The 16,329-nt window shown below is 64.4% G+C and carries 11 protein-coding genes and 1 pseudogene; 9 read left to right on the top strand and 3 right to left on the bottom strand.

What is annotated here, in order from left to right; translation table 11 throughout:
* Nucleotides 1–620 precede the first annotated feature (620 nt).
* The 7 genes and pseudogenes from PST29_RS20190 (at nt 621) to PST29_RS20160 (ending at nt 8,280) form a co-directional block, all read left to right on the top strand.
* Nucleotides 621–1,016 (top strand): DUF6124 family protein, encoded by a 396-nt coding sequence (locus PST29_RS20190; RefSeq protein WP_060844178.1) that lies wholly within the window; start codon nt 621–623, stop codon nt 1,014–1,016.
* Between the two features lie 640 nt (nt 1,017–1,656).
* Complete coding sequence (locus PST29_RS20185; RefSeq protein ID WP_060840257.1) at nt 1,657–2,043, top strand: DUF2946 domain-containing protein; 387 nt, start codon at nt 1,657–1,659, stop codon at nt 2,041–2,043.
* Nucleotides 2,044–2,158: 115 nt separating this feature from the next.
* Complete coding sequence (locus PST29_RS20180) at nt 2,159–4,327, top strand: TonB-dependent receptor (RefSeq protein WP_060844177.1); 2,169 nt, start codon at nt 2,159–2,161, stop codon at nt 4,325–4,327.
* A gap of 69 nt (nt 4,328–4,396) precedes the next feature.
* Complete coding sequence (locus PST29_RS20175) at nt 4,397–5,881, top strand: PepSY-associated TM helix domain-containing protein (protein ID WP_060844176.1); 1,485 nt, start codon at nt 4,397–4,399, stop codon at nt 5,879–5,881.
* 208 nt (nt 5,882–6,089) lie between these two features.
* A pseudogene (locus PST29_RS20170) lies at nt 6,090–6,335 on the top strand (contractile injection system protein, VgrG/Pvc8 family); the annotation flags it as partial.
* 96 nt (nt 6,336–6,431) lie between these two features.
* Entirely contained in the window at nt 6,432–7,361 is a 930-nt protein-coding gene (locus tag PST29_RS20165; protein ID WP_060844174.1) for a tetratricopeptide repeat protein, read from the top strand.
* 388 nt (nt 7,362–7,749) lie between these two features.
* Nucleotides 7,750–8,280, top strand: a complete 531-nt coding sequence (locus PST29_RS20160; protein WP_060844173.1) for a DUF3087 domain-containing protein — start codon at nt 7,750–7,752, stop codon at nt 8,278–8,280.
* Nucleotides 8,281–8,368: 88 nt separating this feature from the next.
* Here the strand turns inward: PST29_RS20160 and PST29_RS20155 are convergent, their stop codons facing one another.
* Entirely contained in the window at nt 8,369–11,005 is a 2,637-nt protein-coding gene (locus PST29_RS20155) for a hypothetical protein (RefSeq protein WP_060844172.1), read from the bottom strand.
* Nucleotides 11,006–11,329: 324 nt separating this feature from the next.
* On the opposite strand from PST29_RS20155, the gene PST29_RS20150 reads away from it, so the two are divergent.
* Nucleotides 11,330–12,112: a sulfite exporter TauE/SafE family protein gene (locus PST29_RS20150; protein ID WP_060844171.1), complete on the top strand. Its 783-nt coding sequence runs from the start codon at nt 11,330–11,332 to the stop codon at nt 12,110–12,112.
* Between the two features lie 47 nt (nt 12,113–12,159).
* Here PST29_RS20150 and PST29_RS20145 read toward each other — a convergent pair whose 3' ends face one another.
* Nucleotides 12,160–12,822, bottom strand: a complete 663-nt coding sequence (locus tag PST29_RS20145) for a LysE family translocator (protein WP_231978975.1) — start codon at nt 12,820–12,822, stop codon at nt 12,160–12,162.
* Between the two features lie 161 nt (nt 12,823–12,983).
* Here PST29_RS20145 and PST29_RS20140 point away from each other — a divergent pair, with 161 nt between their 5' ends.
* Nucleotides 12,984–15,416 (top strand): PAS domain-containing protein, encoded by a 2,433-nt coding sequence (locus PST29_RS20140; protein ID WP_060844170.1) that lies wholly within the window; start codon nt 12,984–12,986, stop codon nt 15,414–15,416.
* Between the two features lie 40 nt (nt 15,417–15,456).
* On the opposite strand, the gene pcsA is transcribed toward PST29_RS20140, so the two are convergent.
* On the bottom strand, nt 15,457–16,179 hold the full coding sequence (pcsA, locus tag PST29_RS20135; protein ID WP_060844169.1) for a phosphatidylcholine synthase: 723 nt from the start codon (nt 16,177–16,179) through the stop codon (nt 15,457–15,459).
* Nucleotides 16,180–16,329: the final 150 nt, after the last annotated feature.

Here is a 16,329-nt window from a genome sequence, read left to right as displayed (position 1 = left end):
AAAGCTGCAACCTTGACGGTGGCGGCCAGGGGGGAGGGTGTCTGTGCGCTGGGGCACATAGGCGGGCGATCTGCCTTTCTGCTGGATGGGGTGTGCCCCCCTTGTAGGCGCTGCCGAAGGCTGCGAACGGGCGAGCATCGCCGGGCCAGTCGGCGCGGGTCAGGTACAGCGCCGATACGAAAATAGGGCGGCGGGATTGTGAGCGGGCAGGTTGCTGACAGGCTAACCCGGGGGAACAAACAGCCTCGCCACAGAGTCGTGGCTGTTTCAGAGAGTGCTGAAAGGTGCTTGGAACTACGCCGATTCGCTTTCTTTTGTAAGGCAAATCCGAGAAACTGCCGGCCGCTTGAATGCGCCAGGTGAGCGGGCTAGGGTGCTGAAGCCATCGCCCAATCGATGGCTCGGATGTGCAAGTCCGGTCATGTCGGCGCATCGTTGTCAAAAGCAGTTTCCGGGCTTTCTTGCCCTTCGTTTCTGCGTTATGGCAGCCGTGCGTGGGAGACTTTCGAGTCTGCTGGGTTCCGATATGCCCGGTCTTGCACACCTGCGTACGGCTGCCACCTTATTCGTGTGCAAGCGAACGGTGGCGGCTCCCATGAGTTTCATATCGGAGTTTGACCATGAAAAAGATTGTCCCCGATCCCCCCACGTCCTATCGCGATCCCCAACTCAAGGCCGCCAACGCCACCCTGCGCGTGGCTCTGGCCCGGCAACCACAGGACCCGGCGCTGTTCCAGCGCAACACCCAGGCCAAAGCCGTTACCCCCGACTCGCTGTTCAGCGTGCGTCCAGGCGTCAGTGCTGAAGAGGCATTGGTGCATGTGGCGTTGTTGCTCAAATGCGCCGAGGAGGTCTGCGATGAAATCACCCAGCAGGGCAGTGGCATCGAGCGTGGGCTGATCTGGTCCATGGTGCATTCGGTAGAGATGGCCCGGGCGGTGGTGGAGGCGTTGCTGGACGCCCGCCCGCGAGGCGCTCTGGAGCACGCGATCTCGGAAGAAACCGGCCGCTTGTAGGAGCCGGCTTGCCGGCGAAGAGGCCCGTAAGGAGTGCGTCGTCCGGGCTGACGCCTTCGCTGGCAAGCCAGCTCCTACGGAGGAGCAACTGCCGCACCCCCGCTGTAGGAGCCGGCTTGCCGGCGAAGAGGCCCGCAAGGCGTGCGTCGTCTGGGCCGACGCCTTCGCTGGCAAGCCAGCTCCTACGGAGGAGCAACTGCCGCACACCCGCTGCAGGAGCCGGCTTGCCGGCGAAGAGGCCCGCAAGGCCTGCATCGTCTGGGCTGACGCCTTCGCTGGCAAGCCAGCTCCTACGGAGGAGCAACTGCCGCACACCCGCTGCAGGAGCCGGCTTGCCGGCGAAGAGGCCCGCAAGGCATGCGTCGTCTGGGCTGATGCCTTCGCTGGCAAGCCAGCTCCTACGGAGGGAGACACCGCTTCAGCGGCGGACCGGCCGCAAGGCCGCCGTCGCGCTTGATCTGCCTGCATCTTCAACCCGCTGCAAAAACCAAGCGCCCGCACTTTAGTTCTGGTCCGATCCTCGGCCCTTAGGGCTTCGGCTATAAAGCTCGCCACAACCTCACCGCTGGCGGCGCCCTGAGTTTTGCTCGCCATGCTTTGGTGATTTTCCAGTGCTTTTTTCACTGTTAATCTTGCCGCCATGACCCAAGCCCCCTCACATCGCCCTCACATTGCCTGGACGCTGTATTTCTGCGTGCTGTTCAACGTGTTCGTCTGCGGTCTGGGTCATGGACAGATGGCGGCGCTGGAAATCATCGGCGTGGGCGGGCAGTTCTGTCACGCCCTGGGCGAATCGGCCTCGACCCTGGATGAAGGCCCCAGCGACAAGACCGCCCCCGGCGCCATGGGGGCCTTTGTCTGTCCCCTGTGCTCGGCGGTGAGCCTGGGCCTGGGGCTGCTGTTCTGCCTGGCCTGGCTGCTGCTGGGGCGGCGTCAGGCGCGAGTCCGGGTCGAGCAGCGCAGCAAGGCACCACCGCGTTATTCCTGGCCGTCACTCAATCCTCGGGCTCCGCCTCTGAGCGCCTAGCGCTGCTGCGCGACGGCCCTGGCCGTCGCGTCTTTGTCATCCCCCGAGACCTTCCTGCCGTCGCGATGGCGACGGCGGCCGGGGGCTGTTCGATGATTTTTTCGAGTCCGAGTCCATGACGTTCCCTTATCGCTCCTCCAGTTGCGCGGCGCTGTGCTGTGCGCTGTCGTTCAATGCCCTGGCCGATGCCCCGCTGCAATTGCCGCAGATGCGCATCAGCGCCGACGAGTTGCCTCAACCCGGCCTGCAACTGGATACCCAGACCAGCACCGGCTCGCGCCTGGGCCTGACCCCGCGGGAAACCCCGGCGTCGGTCAATGTGGTCAACCGCCAGCAGATCGAGCAGCGCGGCGCTGCCAACACCCAGGACATACTGGCCAGCGTGCCGGGGATGAACGCCGCGGCATCGCCGGGCATCCCGGGGTTCGTCTCCTACCGCGGCTTCTCCGGGCCGCAGATCACCCAGTTGTTCAACGGCATCAGCGTGCAATACGACTCCATTGCCGCGCGTCCGGTGGACAGCTGGATCTATGACCGGGTCGAGGCGGTGGGCGGGCCGTCGAGTTTCCTTTATGGCACCGGCGCGGTGGGCGGTTCGATCAACTACATCACCAAGCTGCCTTCGCGCACCGAGTCGTTCAATGAAGGGCGAGTCAGCTATGGCTCCTTCGACAGCCGCGAAACTTCCTTCGGTTTCAACCATGCGCTGAACGACGGCGCCGGGCCGCGGCACTACGCGCGCTTCGATGTCAGCCACACCACCAGCAACGGTTATGTCGACCGCGAGCAGCGCGATGCCTGGACCACGGCGTTTTCCCTGTTGACGGATTTCAACGACCAGCTGTCCCACACCCTGGCCTACGAGTACCAGAACGAAAGCGTCGACAGCCCTTACTGGGGCACCCCGGCGCTGAACCCGCTGGGGGGCAAGATGGAGGTGGACAAGAGTCGGCGCTTCGAGAACTACAACGTCAGCGACGGTCGCTATGAACAGCGGGTGCAGTGGCTGCGTTCGATCATCGATTATCAGGTCGACGAGCGCACGTCGCTGCGCAACACCCTGTACCACTACAACGCCGATCGCGAATACCGCAACCTGGAAAACTACGCCTACAACAGTGACAACAGCCAGGTGGTGCGTTCCGGCATCCTGCTCCAGCGTCACGCCCAGGAGCTCAATGGCAATCGCTTCGAACTGCTGCACCACAACACGCTGTTCGGTCTGGACAGCCAGTGGTCGGCGGGCCTCGACTACAGCCACAACGTGATGAGCAACTACCCGCGCTCGGTGTCGGGCTCGCTGCCCGGCGTTGCTCCGGGCGACTTCGACCCGGGCAGTTTCTGGGACCTGCCGGGCATGCGGCGCGGTTTCGAAAAGAACCGCCGCAACCAGGTGGACACCTGGGCGCTGTTCCTGGAAAACCGCCTGCAACTGACCGATCGCCTGTCCCTGCTCAGCGGCCTGCGCCATGACCAGATCGATCTGCAAGTGACCAACTACCGCGCCGTCACTGAAGCCAACCCGGCGTTCTTCCAGCGCAAATACCGGCCCACCACCGGGCGCCTGGGGCTGGTGTACGAATTGACCCCGGCGGCCAACGTCTACGTGCAATACAGCACCGCTGCCGACCCGCCCGCCGGGATCCTCACCACCGCCAGCTATGGGCAGGTGCGCGACTTTGACCTCAGCACCGGCAACCAGTGGGAGATCGGCAGCAAGCTGGACTTCCTCGACGGCCGTGGCTCGGCGACCCTGGCCGCCTACCGCATCGAACGCAAGAACCTGTCCACCGCCGACCCGGGCAACCCCGGCAGCAGCCAGCCGGTGGGCCAGCAATCGTCCCGCGGGGTGGAGCTGGCGACTTCGTTGCGGGTGACCCCCAAGCTGTTGGCCGAAGGCAACCTGGCCTATGTCGATGCTCGGTACGACGAGTTCTATGAAAACGTCGGCGGGCGTTCGGTGTCGCGCAAGGGCAACAGCCCCACCAATACCCCGGACAAGGTGGCCAACCTGTGGCTGACCTACGACCTGGCCCCGTCCTGGCAGGTGGGCACGGATGCGCGCTACGTGTCGTCGGTGTACGCCAACGCGGCCAACACCCGCTATGCGTCGGCCTATACGATCTTCGGCGCCTTTGTCGGCTACCAGCTCAATGCCGATACGCGGATCACCGGCCGAGTGCGCAACCTCACCGATCAGGTCTACGCCCGCACCACGGGGCCGACCCAGTTGTACCTGGGGGCACCACGGACCTTCGAGCTGGCGCTGCAAACGCGCTTTTAACCTGAGCCAGCGGGGCGCCCGACAGCGCCCCGCGCCTCTGTGAGATGGCTGTTCTGTGAGATGCCTGCGATGAAGCGTTATCTGTACCTCTGGCACCGTTGGCTGGGCATTGTCGCCTGCCTGTTCATGGCCCTGTGGTTCGTCTCCGGGGTGGTGATGCTGTATGTCGGCTACCCCAAACTGACCCCAGCCGAGCGTCTGGCGCATTTGCCGGTGCTGGTCCTTGAGGAAGGGGGCGTCGACCTGGAGCAGGTGCTGTACGCCGCCGATCCCGAACAGGCGCCGTCGAGCATCCGCCTGACCACGGTGGCCGGTGCACCCCGTTACATCCTCGAATACCCAGGGCCGCGCAAGGTGGCGATCGAGGTCGACAGCGGCCTGCAGGCGCTGCCCACCGACCGGGTCGAGGCCCTGGCGGCAGCCCGGCAGTTCGCACCGGGCGTAGCGGTGCGCGATCGCGGCGCGGTACAGGGCGACATGTGGAGCCAGTCCCGGGCCCTGGACGCCGACCGGCCCTTGCACCGGGTGGCCACCGCTGATGCCGAGCGCCGCCTGTTGTATGTCTCGGGCAGCACCGGCGAGGTGGTGCGCGACGCCACCGCCACCGAGCGCGGCTGGAACTGGATCGGGGCCTGGCTGCACTGGCTGTACCCGCTGCGGGGCATCGGCATCGATGGCGCCTGGGGGCCGATCGTGACCTACCTGTCCCTGGCCGCGACCCTGATGACCGTGCTCGGCCTGGCCGTGGGCCTACTGCGCTGGCGCTTCACCCGCACCTATCGCAACGGCTCGCGCTCGCCGTACCAGGGCTTTGCCCGCTGGCATCACCTGGGCGGGCTGCTGTTCGGGGTACTGGCCATCACCTGGATTTTCAGCGGCCTGATGTCGATGAACCCGTGGCAGATCTTCAGCAGCACCCAGCCCTTGTCGCTGGCCGCCTATCAGGGCGCACCGCTGCACCCGGCGGCCTTTCCCCTGAGCGCGAGCCAGGCCCTGCAACGCTTTGCCGACGACGGCCTGCGGGCCCGGGAGCTGGAGTGGCGGATAATCGGCGGCAAGGGGTACGTCATCGGCTACGACGGCGCCGGGCGCACACGGATTCTGGCCATGGCCGATGGGCAGGTCCTGCGCCAGTTCAGCCCGGGCACCTTGCAGCAGGCGGCCTGGGCCATCCGCCCCGAGCGGCCGATGATCGTCCAGCAACTGGCGGCCTACGACTTCTATTACTACGCCCGCGAGCCCCACAGCATGATGGGGCATCTGCAGCAGCGCCTGCCGGTGCTGCGGGTGCGCTTCGACGACCCGGCCCAGACCTGGCTGCACCTGGACCTGCACACCGGCGCGGTGGTCAGCCAACTGGACCAGCCGCGTCGCGCCTCGCGCTGGCTGTTCGCCCTGTTGCACAGCTGGGACTGGCTGCCCCTGCTGGGCAACCGGCCGTTGTGGGATGCATGGATGATCCTGTTCAGCGCCGGAGGTTTGCTGATCAGTGTCAGCGGCGTGGTGCTGGGCTGGCGACGCCTGGGACGTTCGTTGAAGCGGGGCAGGGGGTAGGTGCAGGGGCTGGGTCCTGGCGGGCTCCCGTGCCTGGGCAGCATTCCAGATGGCTGCCAATTTCAGATAGCTCCCATGCCCCTCCAGCGTCGCGGCTTGTTAAGTTGCAGGGCCGTTTTTGCGTAATGGCTCCACAGTCGACGATGTTCCCGTCGCCTGGGAGCGCTTCGGCTAATGGACTTAGCCGCAACACGTCAAGGAGCGACCCATGTTCAGCCCGGCCGACCAGACCCACTTCAGCCTGGACATCCAAGGCATCCAGCACGACTTCCAGGTGCTCGCCTTCCAGGGCACCGAGGCCATCAGCCAGCCGTTTCGCTTTGACCTGCAACTGGTCAGCGAACGCCCCTTCATCGACCTCGAACCCCTGCTGCACCAACCGGCCTTTCTCGCCTTCGACCCCCAGGGCCACGGCATCCATGGGCTGATCCAGCGCATCGCCCAGGGCGACTCCTACCAGTTCCAGATCCAGCAGTCCTGCCCCGGGGCGTACGGCTACAGTCGCTAAACAGTATGCCGAAGCAAGACTGCTTGCACTTGGAGGTGCGCTATGAGGACTTTATTATTCGTTTGCATCTTGCTATGGAACAGCATTTCTTACGCAAGTATTGAGTGTGATGTGGACCTGAATGGAGATGGGCAGTGTGATTCGTATTCTGTTGTTGGTTCGGAACTTGATAGCGAACTTTCAGAGATAACCATTAAGGTTGGTGGTGCCGGGCAGGAGAGGAAAGGGGTTTTTAGTTTGGGTAATGGTGGTCTGCTTCCTGGGTATATTCCTGGTGATTTTTCATTGCTGTTGGATTTCTACACGCGAAATACTGATTTGACCAAGTACGACTTTAGATGGGTGCCGGCGCTGAAGGACTGGGTACTTTACAAAACCTCGACTTGGGTGGAGCCAAGCAGGGATGAAAGATACTCTCTTGATAACGAAGTGCTTCCAGATGAGGCGAGGTTTCCACAGCAGTTTCATGTGCGGCGTATAAAGTGCTGTGCATTGTTTTCTGAGTTTTTAGGTAATGGTCCTGCTCTGCAGGAATTATCTTCCGAGGATGCTGCGCGTGAAGTCAGCAAGGACCTTCAGTTTGTGCTTGAAAACTATCGCTTAGGTGAGGGCGGCTCGCTGCTTTATACAGTGGATGATAAAGGTGAGAAAAGACCGAAAGTTACGCCCAGGGATTTTTTATACGAGATGACTCTGGTTCTTGGAGAGGATAATGTTTCATCGATGAGTGACTATGCCGACTTTTTGTATCAAAACGAAAATTTCGTGATGTCTGCATTTCTCCTCAGGGAAATACATAGGAAATACCCTGAAAGAGTAGAGGCGACCGTCAGTTTGGCAGATGCTTATTCGCGTATGGGTATGCAGGAGGAAGCTTGTTCTCTGTATAAGGAGTACTTGGATAAAATGCGAGCTCTTGGTCGTGAAGATAAAGTTTCCGAATCGTCAAAATCAAAGGCGCGCTGTATGTGATTTTTTATGTTGGGCGAATTTTTCCTGGCTGGCTTTGAAACTGAGTTTGCTCGTTATCAAAATTCAGTAACTAATAAGATTCAGAAGAAAACGGCGTTATTGATTTAGGAGGGGAAGCCTCATTTTGAGAGTTGATTAAATTCCGCTTCTTGAACTTTTAATGTTCTTGAGTGTGCACTCTTGGGGAGCAAGAGGAAAAAGCGCGCAAACGAAATTTTTTGGGGCAGCACATAGTCGTATACGCCTTGAACGGGTGTTGTTCTTCCCCGGAGCCATGACCCGGATCATGCTTTTGTTTCTCCCGGAGCAATTTAAGCCACCGGCACCGCCCCCAGCGGTGATAATGCGCGCCAGCCCATCCTCTTCAGCAACGGAGCCCATCGCGCCCATGTTCGTCATCACCCCGCAGGACCCTGAGACTTACCGGCGGCAAACCCGTCGCAGCACCTTGATCATCGCGCTGGTGTTCATCGCCCTGGCCATGCTGTTTTCCAGCGCGGCGGTGGCGCTGTTCGGTCAGCCCGGTGGCGACAACCTGGTGTGGAACGCGGCGGGGGTGTTCACCGGTCTGCTGATCAGTGCGGCGCTGCTGCGCAGTGTGTTCTGGAACAAGCCGTGGATGGCCGCGGCGGTCTATGGCTGGCGTCTCAAGCGCAGCCTGATGCGGGTGACCAATGTCATGCATCAGGTCACCGCCGGGGTAGCGGCGGGCGATCCGGCGGCGCTCAAGCTGCTGCGTTTCTATCACCTGGGGCTGCTGCAGATGCATCAGCTGGACGCCAACTCCAGCGCCCACGGGCAGATGCTGGGCGAGGTGGAGCGGCATCTGGCGCTGCTGGCCGAGCAGGGCATCGACCCGCAGCAGGAGCGCCTTGAGGCGTCATGGCTGGAAGCGGTGAAGCGGCACAAGACCCCTTGAGCGCCATTTGGCAATCTCATGCCGCTGACAGGTCACCTGTGGCGAGCGAGCGTGCTCGCGCTGGGCTGCGTAGCAGCCCCTTTCGGCGCTATTGCAGATACCGCCACAACGCCTGGGCAATCGCGCTGGGCCGGCACTGGGTGCCGAACAGTTGCTGGCCGATGCCCAGGCCCAGTTGCCGGTAACTCTCGAACTGCGCCTCGTCGAAAAACTGGTCCACGGTGCTCTGGTTGGGAAAGCTCGGGTTGGCCCGGGCGTAGTTGACGACGTCCGGCGTCAGTCCGGCGATCAGTCGCGGCTTGAGCACCAGGATCCGGCAATGGGGCGTCTGGCACAGGTCATCGTCACGGCCCGGGGAGTGGGCATGGACATTCAGCAGCAGGGCGCATTTCTGGTTATCGGCGCTCGGCGGCTGGCGAAACTCTTCCAGGCTGGCAAATACCGTCTTCAGTTGCGGATGGTTCAGCACGCCCGGGTCTTCGCGGATCTCCAGGGCCTGATCGATGCGCGCCAGGCGCACCAGGTTGGCCAGGTCGTCGAACTGGTAGTCGGGATCGCAGCCGCTGTCGCAGGTGATGATCAACTCCACCTTGCGCCCCTGGCGCAGCAGTTCGTAGGTGCCGGTGTTTTCGAAGTGCCCGCCGTCCGACAGGTACTGGTAGTCGCGGCGGTAGCCGTGAAAGCGCGCGGTCAGTTCATAGAACAGGTAGGCCTGGGTGCTGTAGCGGATCCAGGGCTTGAGGTCCCGGGGCACCCAGTGCGATTGCCCGGGGTCGAGAAAGTGGCTGGGCCACCAGATGCCCAGGCGCACGTTGGCCAGCCCCAGGACCAGCGACATGCCAAGGCTGGTGGCGCGGCCCAGGCCGGTGCTGAAGGCGGCGCCGGAAACGCCGATCCACTGGCCCAGGGTCAGCGGGCGCATGATTTCCGAGGCCGGGCCATGGTCGAGGTCGCGGCGATAGGCCTGGCCGTCGAGGAGGTAGCGTTCTGCCGGGCAAGCGCTGGTTGGCGCCGGGCTGTCGGGGGCCCAGTTCGGGGCGATGCACAGCGGCTTGCCCTTGCGGTCGCGTTGCACCAGCTGTTCGGCCGGGTCGACGGTGAGGTTCATGGTGACGTTGATCAGGTGCACCGGGCCGGCGCTGGGACTGGCGTAGTACTGCTGCAGCGACAGGTCGTCGCTGGCCATCGGCTCGGCCACGCTCATGTAGGTGCGGCGCTGTTGCGCCGGGCCGTTGAAGCGCCGGCCATTGGAGGCGCCGAGGTAGGCGCGGGTCAGGCGCGCCGAGTAGAAGGCCTGCAGCGACGAGGTATTGAGAAAGCCGATGAAGCGCCCGCTGAGGTGGGTCAGCAAGGCCGCCAGCAGGCTCAGTGCCGCGAGGCGCCAGGCCACGGCGTGATCGCCGGCAATCACCCCGCCGTCGTAGGCGATCCATTGCACCAGCAAGCCCCAGCACAGGCACAGCAGGCTCAGCAGCAGGCCACCGGCAAGCAGCGCGAGGACCTCCAGCGGTAGCTTGTGCATCCAGCCCGGCAGGCTTTTTTCATCCTTGAGCAAGGCCAGGCGCCGCACCAGCCACACCCCTGCGATCAGCAACAGCAGGCTGCCCAGGGCCCGCAGGTCATGCAGGTAGTGGTACAAGGCCTGGGCCGCGGTCACCAGCAGGGCGAGGAAGCCCAGCACGGCCACCGCGGCCATGGCCCGACCCAGGGCCCGGGTGATCTGTATCCGATAGTTGCGCACGCTGTTGGCGCAGGCGTTGTCCTTGGTCGGGTCGCGGTTGTCGGCCAGGTGCCTCACCAGTTGTCGGGTGATCAGCAAGGCGCCGCTGCCCACCAGGGCGCCGGCCAGGGTCAGGGCACCCACCGCATGCCACTGGGCCAGCCAGTAGGCCAGGGCGCCACAGAGCCACAGGCCGCCGACCACGCCGAGCATGCTCCGGTACGCCGCGTTGCCCATGCTCGGTGGCCGGTCCAGGTCGCCCTGGGGAATGATCAGCCAGTAGGCCACGGCGCAGGGCAGGGCGAAGAGTACGCCGGCCATCAGCGGCCAGAGCAGCAGGCTGGCGTGACTGAGCACCTGGAACAGGGTCAGCAGACTGAGCACCAGCAGGATCGGCAGGCCGATCATGGCCTGCAGCGACAGCCAGTTGCGCCAGGTCATGGCCAGGGCGTAGAGCATGTCGCCGGAGCCGGTGGGGGTCAGGTAGCGGCCGTTCTCCCGCAGCCAGGCCGTGGGCCCCTGGCCCGGCGGCTGCCGGGCGTAGTCGACGCCGGTGCTGATCCGCCCCGGCGGTTCGAAGCGCAGGGCCTGGTAGGCATCGCGGGCGGCCTGGCCCACCGGGTCCTGGGGCGCCGCGGGGCGCAAGCGCCCGGGGAGAAACAGGCTGGAAAAGAAACTGCCGATGTAGCCGCCGCCACTGACCGTGGACAGGTAGTCGATGCGCGACAGCAGGCTGGGCTCGGCGTCGGCGTCGGCGTCGGCGTCGGCGTCGGCGTCGGTTGCCGGTGGCGCTGGCCGGGTGCTCGCGCTGGGCGCCGGGGCCCGGGCCAGGGCTTGCAGGACGCCCAGGCAGAAGGTTGCGCTGCGGATGCCGCCGCCGGACAGGGCCAGGCCCCAGTTGCCACGGGCGGCCGGGGTGGGCCCGGGGGCTTCCTGGCCCAGGCTCAGGCGTCGAAAGCGGATGCGTTGGTGCTCGATCTGGTACGGGTTCTCGTCAGGTGTCATGGACCTTCCTTGGGGGGACGGAGGGGCTGCGGTCCGGGCCGCGCCCCGGCAAGCGCACGGCAGGATAGCGGATGCCGGGGGCCGTCGTGCAAGCTCCGGGTGCCTTGGCGGCGGGCGCGACAGCGGAGGGCGCGGCTTCGGGGCACCAGGGGCATGGGACTTGTGCAGGTCGCAAGCGGACAGGGCGCTTGATGCGCCGGCTGCATGGAAAAAACGCTCTTGGTTATAACGTTAGATTTTATTTATATAAATGGACATAAGCTTTAGCCGCTATGCTGCCGCCAGTTTTTGACCTGGCCGCGTGATCTGTAGGGTTTTTTATCGATGGATGTGGGTAATTTCGGTTTTGTAGTCGCAGGCCTGGTAGTGGGTTTCATCGTGGGCATGACCGGTGTCGGAGGCGGTTCGCTGATGACCCCGATCCTGCTCTGGTTCGGCATCAACCCGGCCACCGCAGTGGGCACCGACCTGCTGTACGCCGCCATCACCAAATCCGGTGGGGTGCTGGTGCATCAGAAGAACCGCAATATCGACTGGCGCATCACCGGCTGGCTGACCCTGGGCAGTGTGCCGGCGGTGCTGGCCACCCTGTGGTTCCTGAAGAACCTGGACTCCGATCCCCATGCGTTGAACGCGGTGATCAAGCAGGGTCTGGGCTTTGTCCTGTTGCTCACGGCCCTGGCCATCGTCTTCAAGAAAAAGCTCATGGCCTTTGCCCAGCGCCACGGCAGCGAATACCAACCCAGCCCCGGCGGTCTCAACGGCCTGACCGTGGTCACCGGGCTGATCCTCGGCACCATGGTCGCCCTGACCTCCATCGGCGCCGGCGCCCTGGGCACCGTGGCGCTGTTCATTCTCTATCCGTTCCTGGCCACCAAGCGCCTGGTGGGCACCGAGATCGCCCACGCCGTGCCGCTGACCCTGGTGGCCGGCCTGGGCCACGCCAGCATGGGCAACATGGACTGGAACCTGCTGGGCTTCCTGCTCATGGGGTCGCTGCCGGGGATCTGGATCGGCAGTCACATGACCGGGCGGGTGTCCGACGAGATCCTCCGGCCGTGCCTGGCGCTCATGCTGTTCTCCATCGGCTACAAGCTGGCCTTTTAAAAGCAGCGGCAAGCCGCCAGCTTCAAGCGGCAAGCCAAAAGCACCTGTCAGTTGCGGCGGTAGAGTGCCAAAAATGCCGCCAGCGACAGCATGGTCGCGCCGCAGCATCGATTGAGCCGGCGCATGCCGCTGGCGGTGAGGAATTTCGCCGCCTGCACGCCGCCCGCGGCATACAGGCCCATCACCAGCACCTCGACCAGCGCCGTCACCAGCGCCAGGGTGGCGTACTGGATGAAGACCGGTTGGCCGGGGTCGATGAACTGCGGCAGGAAGGCGGTGAAAAACAGCAGCACCTTGGGGTTGGTCATGGCTACCGAGAAGCTGCGTCGGAACACCTCGCCACGCCGCGAACCGGCCCGCACCTGCTGGGCACCGAGGGCCTGGGGCGCACTGCGCCAGAGCTGGATGCCCAGCCAGGCCAGGTAGCACACGCCGACCCATTTCAAGACCATGAACAGCTGCTGCGAAGCCATCAGCATCGCCCCCAGGCCGAGGCCCACGGCGGCGATGATCAGCACATCCGAGAGCGCCGCGCCGGCCATGCCCACCGCCACCAGCTGGCGATTGCGCGAGGTGCCGTTGGCCATGGCCAGGAGCGAGGTCGGGCCGGGGATCAGCGCACCGATAAAGCAGCTTGAGGTATAGAGCAGCAGGGTGGTGGTGTTCATCGCGGTGTTCTCGTCGGGCAGGTGGCGCAGTCGACGCAGCATGCACCAGCTCGATGCGGGTTTAAAAGGTGTTGGTCGAGGCCTGGGCGGCCGTTGTTGAATCGGCCTCCCGGTTTGCCAACTTCTGTGGATTCCCAGGGTCAGTTATCCTGAGCCGGCCGTTGGCGTGCAATCTTGCCCCTTTCCTCTTCTGTGATCTGTCCATGACCCGTTCTCCTCCTTGTGGTGCCGCTCCCCAGACCTTGCGCGGTGGCCAGACCGGTGCCGCGATCCGCCAGTACGACTGGTCGCACACGGCCGTGGGGCCTCGGGAACAGTGGCCGAGCCTGTTGCACAGCACCTTGAGCCTGGTGCTGGAATCCCCCGAGAGCCTGTACCTGCTGTGGGGGCCGCAGAAGCAGTTCTTTTTCAACGACGCCTATCGTCCGGTGCTCGGGCCGCGCCTGGCCAATGCCCTGGGACAGACCATCGAGACGCTCTGGGCCGACGCCTGGCCGGACGTGCAGCCCATGGTGGAGCAGGCCTTCCTCGGGCAGTCGTGCCGGCACGAAGACCTGCCGGTGAACATGCAGCGCTACCCCGGCGAGGAGTTGACCTGGTGGTCGTTCTCCATGAGCCCGGTGTTCGACGAACGCCAGGAGCAGGTGCTGGGGGTGCTCTGCCATACCGTGGAAACCACCGAACGGGTCCTTCTGGGCCAGCATGCCCGGCTCACCGAGGCCCGCCTGCGAGAAACCCGCGAGCTCAACACCCGGGTGCTGGCCAGCAGCAATGACTGCATCAAGGTGCTGGACCTCGATGGTCGGTTGTCGTTCATGAGCGAGGGCGGGCGGCGGGTCATGGAAGTCAGCGACTTCAATGCGATTGTCTGCTGCCCCTGGCCGGATTTCTGGCAGGGCCAGGGCAACCTGGAGGCCCGGGCGGCGATTGCCGCGGCCCAGGCCGGCGAATCGGCGCGGTTCCAGGGCGCGGCCAATACCCTGGCCGGCACCGCCAGATGGTGGGATGTGCAGGTCACGCCCATGTTCGATGCAAGCGGCCGGCCGGAGAAGATCCTCTGCATCTCGCGGGACATCAGTGCCACCCGCGCGGCGGAGGAAGAGCTGCGCCGCTTGAATGAGTCCCTGGAGCAGCGGGTCCAGGAGCGCACCCAGGAGCGGGACCGGATCTGGCAGCTGTCCACCGACCTGATGCTGGTGGCGGATTTCGACGGCCGCATCGTGGCGGTCAATCCGGCCTGGACCTCGCTGCTGGGCTGGCAGCGCGACCAGCTGGAGGGCCGCAGCTTCTACGATTTCATCCATCCTCAGGACCGCGTGGCGGCCGCCAGTGCCAGTGCCGAACTGGCCCGGGGACAGAGCTATTCCCGGGTGGAAAACCGCTTCCGGCACCAGGACGGCAGTTATCGCTGGGTGTCCTGGAGCGCCGTGCCCGACCCCCAGCATATCCATGCCGTGGGCCGCGACATGCAGGCCGAGCGTGAGGCGGCGCAAGCCCTGCGCAAGACCGAGGACATCCTGCGGCAGGCGCAGAAGATGGAGGCGGTGGGGCAGCTCACCGGCGGCGTGGCCCACGACTTCAACAACCTGCTGACGGTGATCCGCTCGTCCACCGACCTGTTGCGCCGCAACCTCAGCGAGGAGCGTCGACAGCTGTATATCGAGGCCATTTCCGACACCGTCGACCGCGCCAGCAAGCTCACCGGCCAGTTGCTGGCCTATGCCCGTCAACAGAACCTGCGCCCGGAAACCTTCGACGTCGGCGCCAGCGTGCAATTGGTGGCGCAGATGATCAATCCGTTGATCGGCGCCTGCATCGAACTGCGTCTGGAGTTGCCGCAACAGCCCTGCCACACCCACGCCGATGTCGGTCAGTTCGATACCGCCCTGATCAACATGGCGGTCAATGCCCGGGACGCGATGCAGGGCGAAGGCTTGCTGGTGATTGCCGTGGAGCGGGTGATGCAGATTCCCGCCACCGCCGGGCAGGGCGCCCAGGTCGGGGATTTTGTCGCGGTGTCGCTGACCGATACCGGGGCCGGCATCGAGCCGCAGCAGATCGAGCGGATCTTCGAGCCGTTCTTCACCACCAAGGAGGTGGGCAAGGGCACCGGCCTGGGGCTGTCCCAGGTGTTCGGTTTCGCCAAGCAGTCCGGCGGCGGCCTGGAGGTCCACAGCCGGCCGGGGCAGGGCACGCGCTTTACCCTTTACCTGCCGCGTACTGAGGCCTTGGTCAGCGTGCCGCTGCCGGCCAGCCCGGTGGCGTTGCCGGCGGATGGGCAGGGCGCGACCCTGCTGGTGGTGGAGGACAATCCGCAAGTGGGACGGCTATTGGCCCAGTCCCTCAATGAACTGGGTTATCAGGTCGAGTGGGCCACCAGCGCCGCCGAGGCGCTGCGTCGCCTGAGTCAGGAGCAGGACAGGTTCCAGGCGGTATTTTCCGATGTGGTGATGCCCGGCATGAGCGGCATCGAGCTGGCCGGGCGGATCCGCAGCGACTACCCCGGGTTGCCGGTGATCCTCACCAGCGGCTACAGCCCGGCCCTGGCCGAAGGCCGCACCCGGGAGTTCGTGTTTCTGCAGAAACCCTACTCGATCGCCGAACTGGCCCAAGCCATCGATAGCTGCAGGTGCTAGGCGGCAAGCTCCAGGCGACAGCAAGCTTGGCGCTGGCCGCTTACAGCTTGCCGCTGTTCCTCAGCCATTCCTGCGCCGAACGCCACAGGCAGATCCCCAGAAAATAGGTGGAAGCCGCCAGCCACAGGCCCATGATCGACGGGCTGTGCAATGGGTGGCTGAGGATCAGCAGCGCGCCACTGAGCAGCCAGACGAAGGTCACGATGATGTTCAGCCCCATCCACTTGCGCACCCGGAACGGATGCAGGAACTGCAGCCGAGTGGCGGTCAGCAAGGCCAGGGCGAAGATGCTCAGCAGGGTCGGCCAGGGACCGGGCTCGATCAGGTAGAAGCACAGGGCGACCACGTTCCAGGCGGCGGGAAAACCCTGGAAGTAGTTGTCGTGGCTCTTCATGTTGACGTTGCAGAAGCACAGCAGCGATGAAAGCAGGATCAGCGAGGTGGCCAGCAGCGCGCTGTACTCCGGCAGGGGAATGTAGCGGTAGATGAACAACGCCGGGATGAACACATAGGTCAGGTAGTCGATCACCAGGTCCAGCACCGAGCCGTCGATGTTGGGCAGCACCGAACGGGTATTGACCTTGCGCGCCAGGGAGCCGTCGACCCCATCCACCAGCAGCGCCACCCCCAGCCACAGCAGGCAGGCCTTGGGCTGGTTGTCGAACAGCGCCAGGGTGGCGAGCAAGGCACTGACCACACCGGTGGCGGTAAAGCCATGGGCGCCCCAGGCTTTGATTCTGGCGATTTGCAGGGTCGATATCACAGGGCGTGTCTCCGGCGGCTGGGGGGCCTGGAGTCCCCGCGTCGCTCAAGCGGCGACGCGGGTCCAGGTTGCAGTTATCGACCGAAAAGCCTGGCAGAAGGTTCAGCGTGATCCTGGAAACAGGCCCTTGTCGCAACCCTTGGCAGCCGA

It is taken from the genome of Pseudomonas sp. St29 (assembly GCF_001547915.1).
GTDB lineage: Bacteria > Pseudomonadota > Gammaproteobacteria > Pseudomonadales > Pseudomonadaceae > Aquipseudomonas.
Note: the sequence above shows the minus strand (reverse complement) of the source record. Positions and strands in the feature narration are given on the sequence as shown.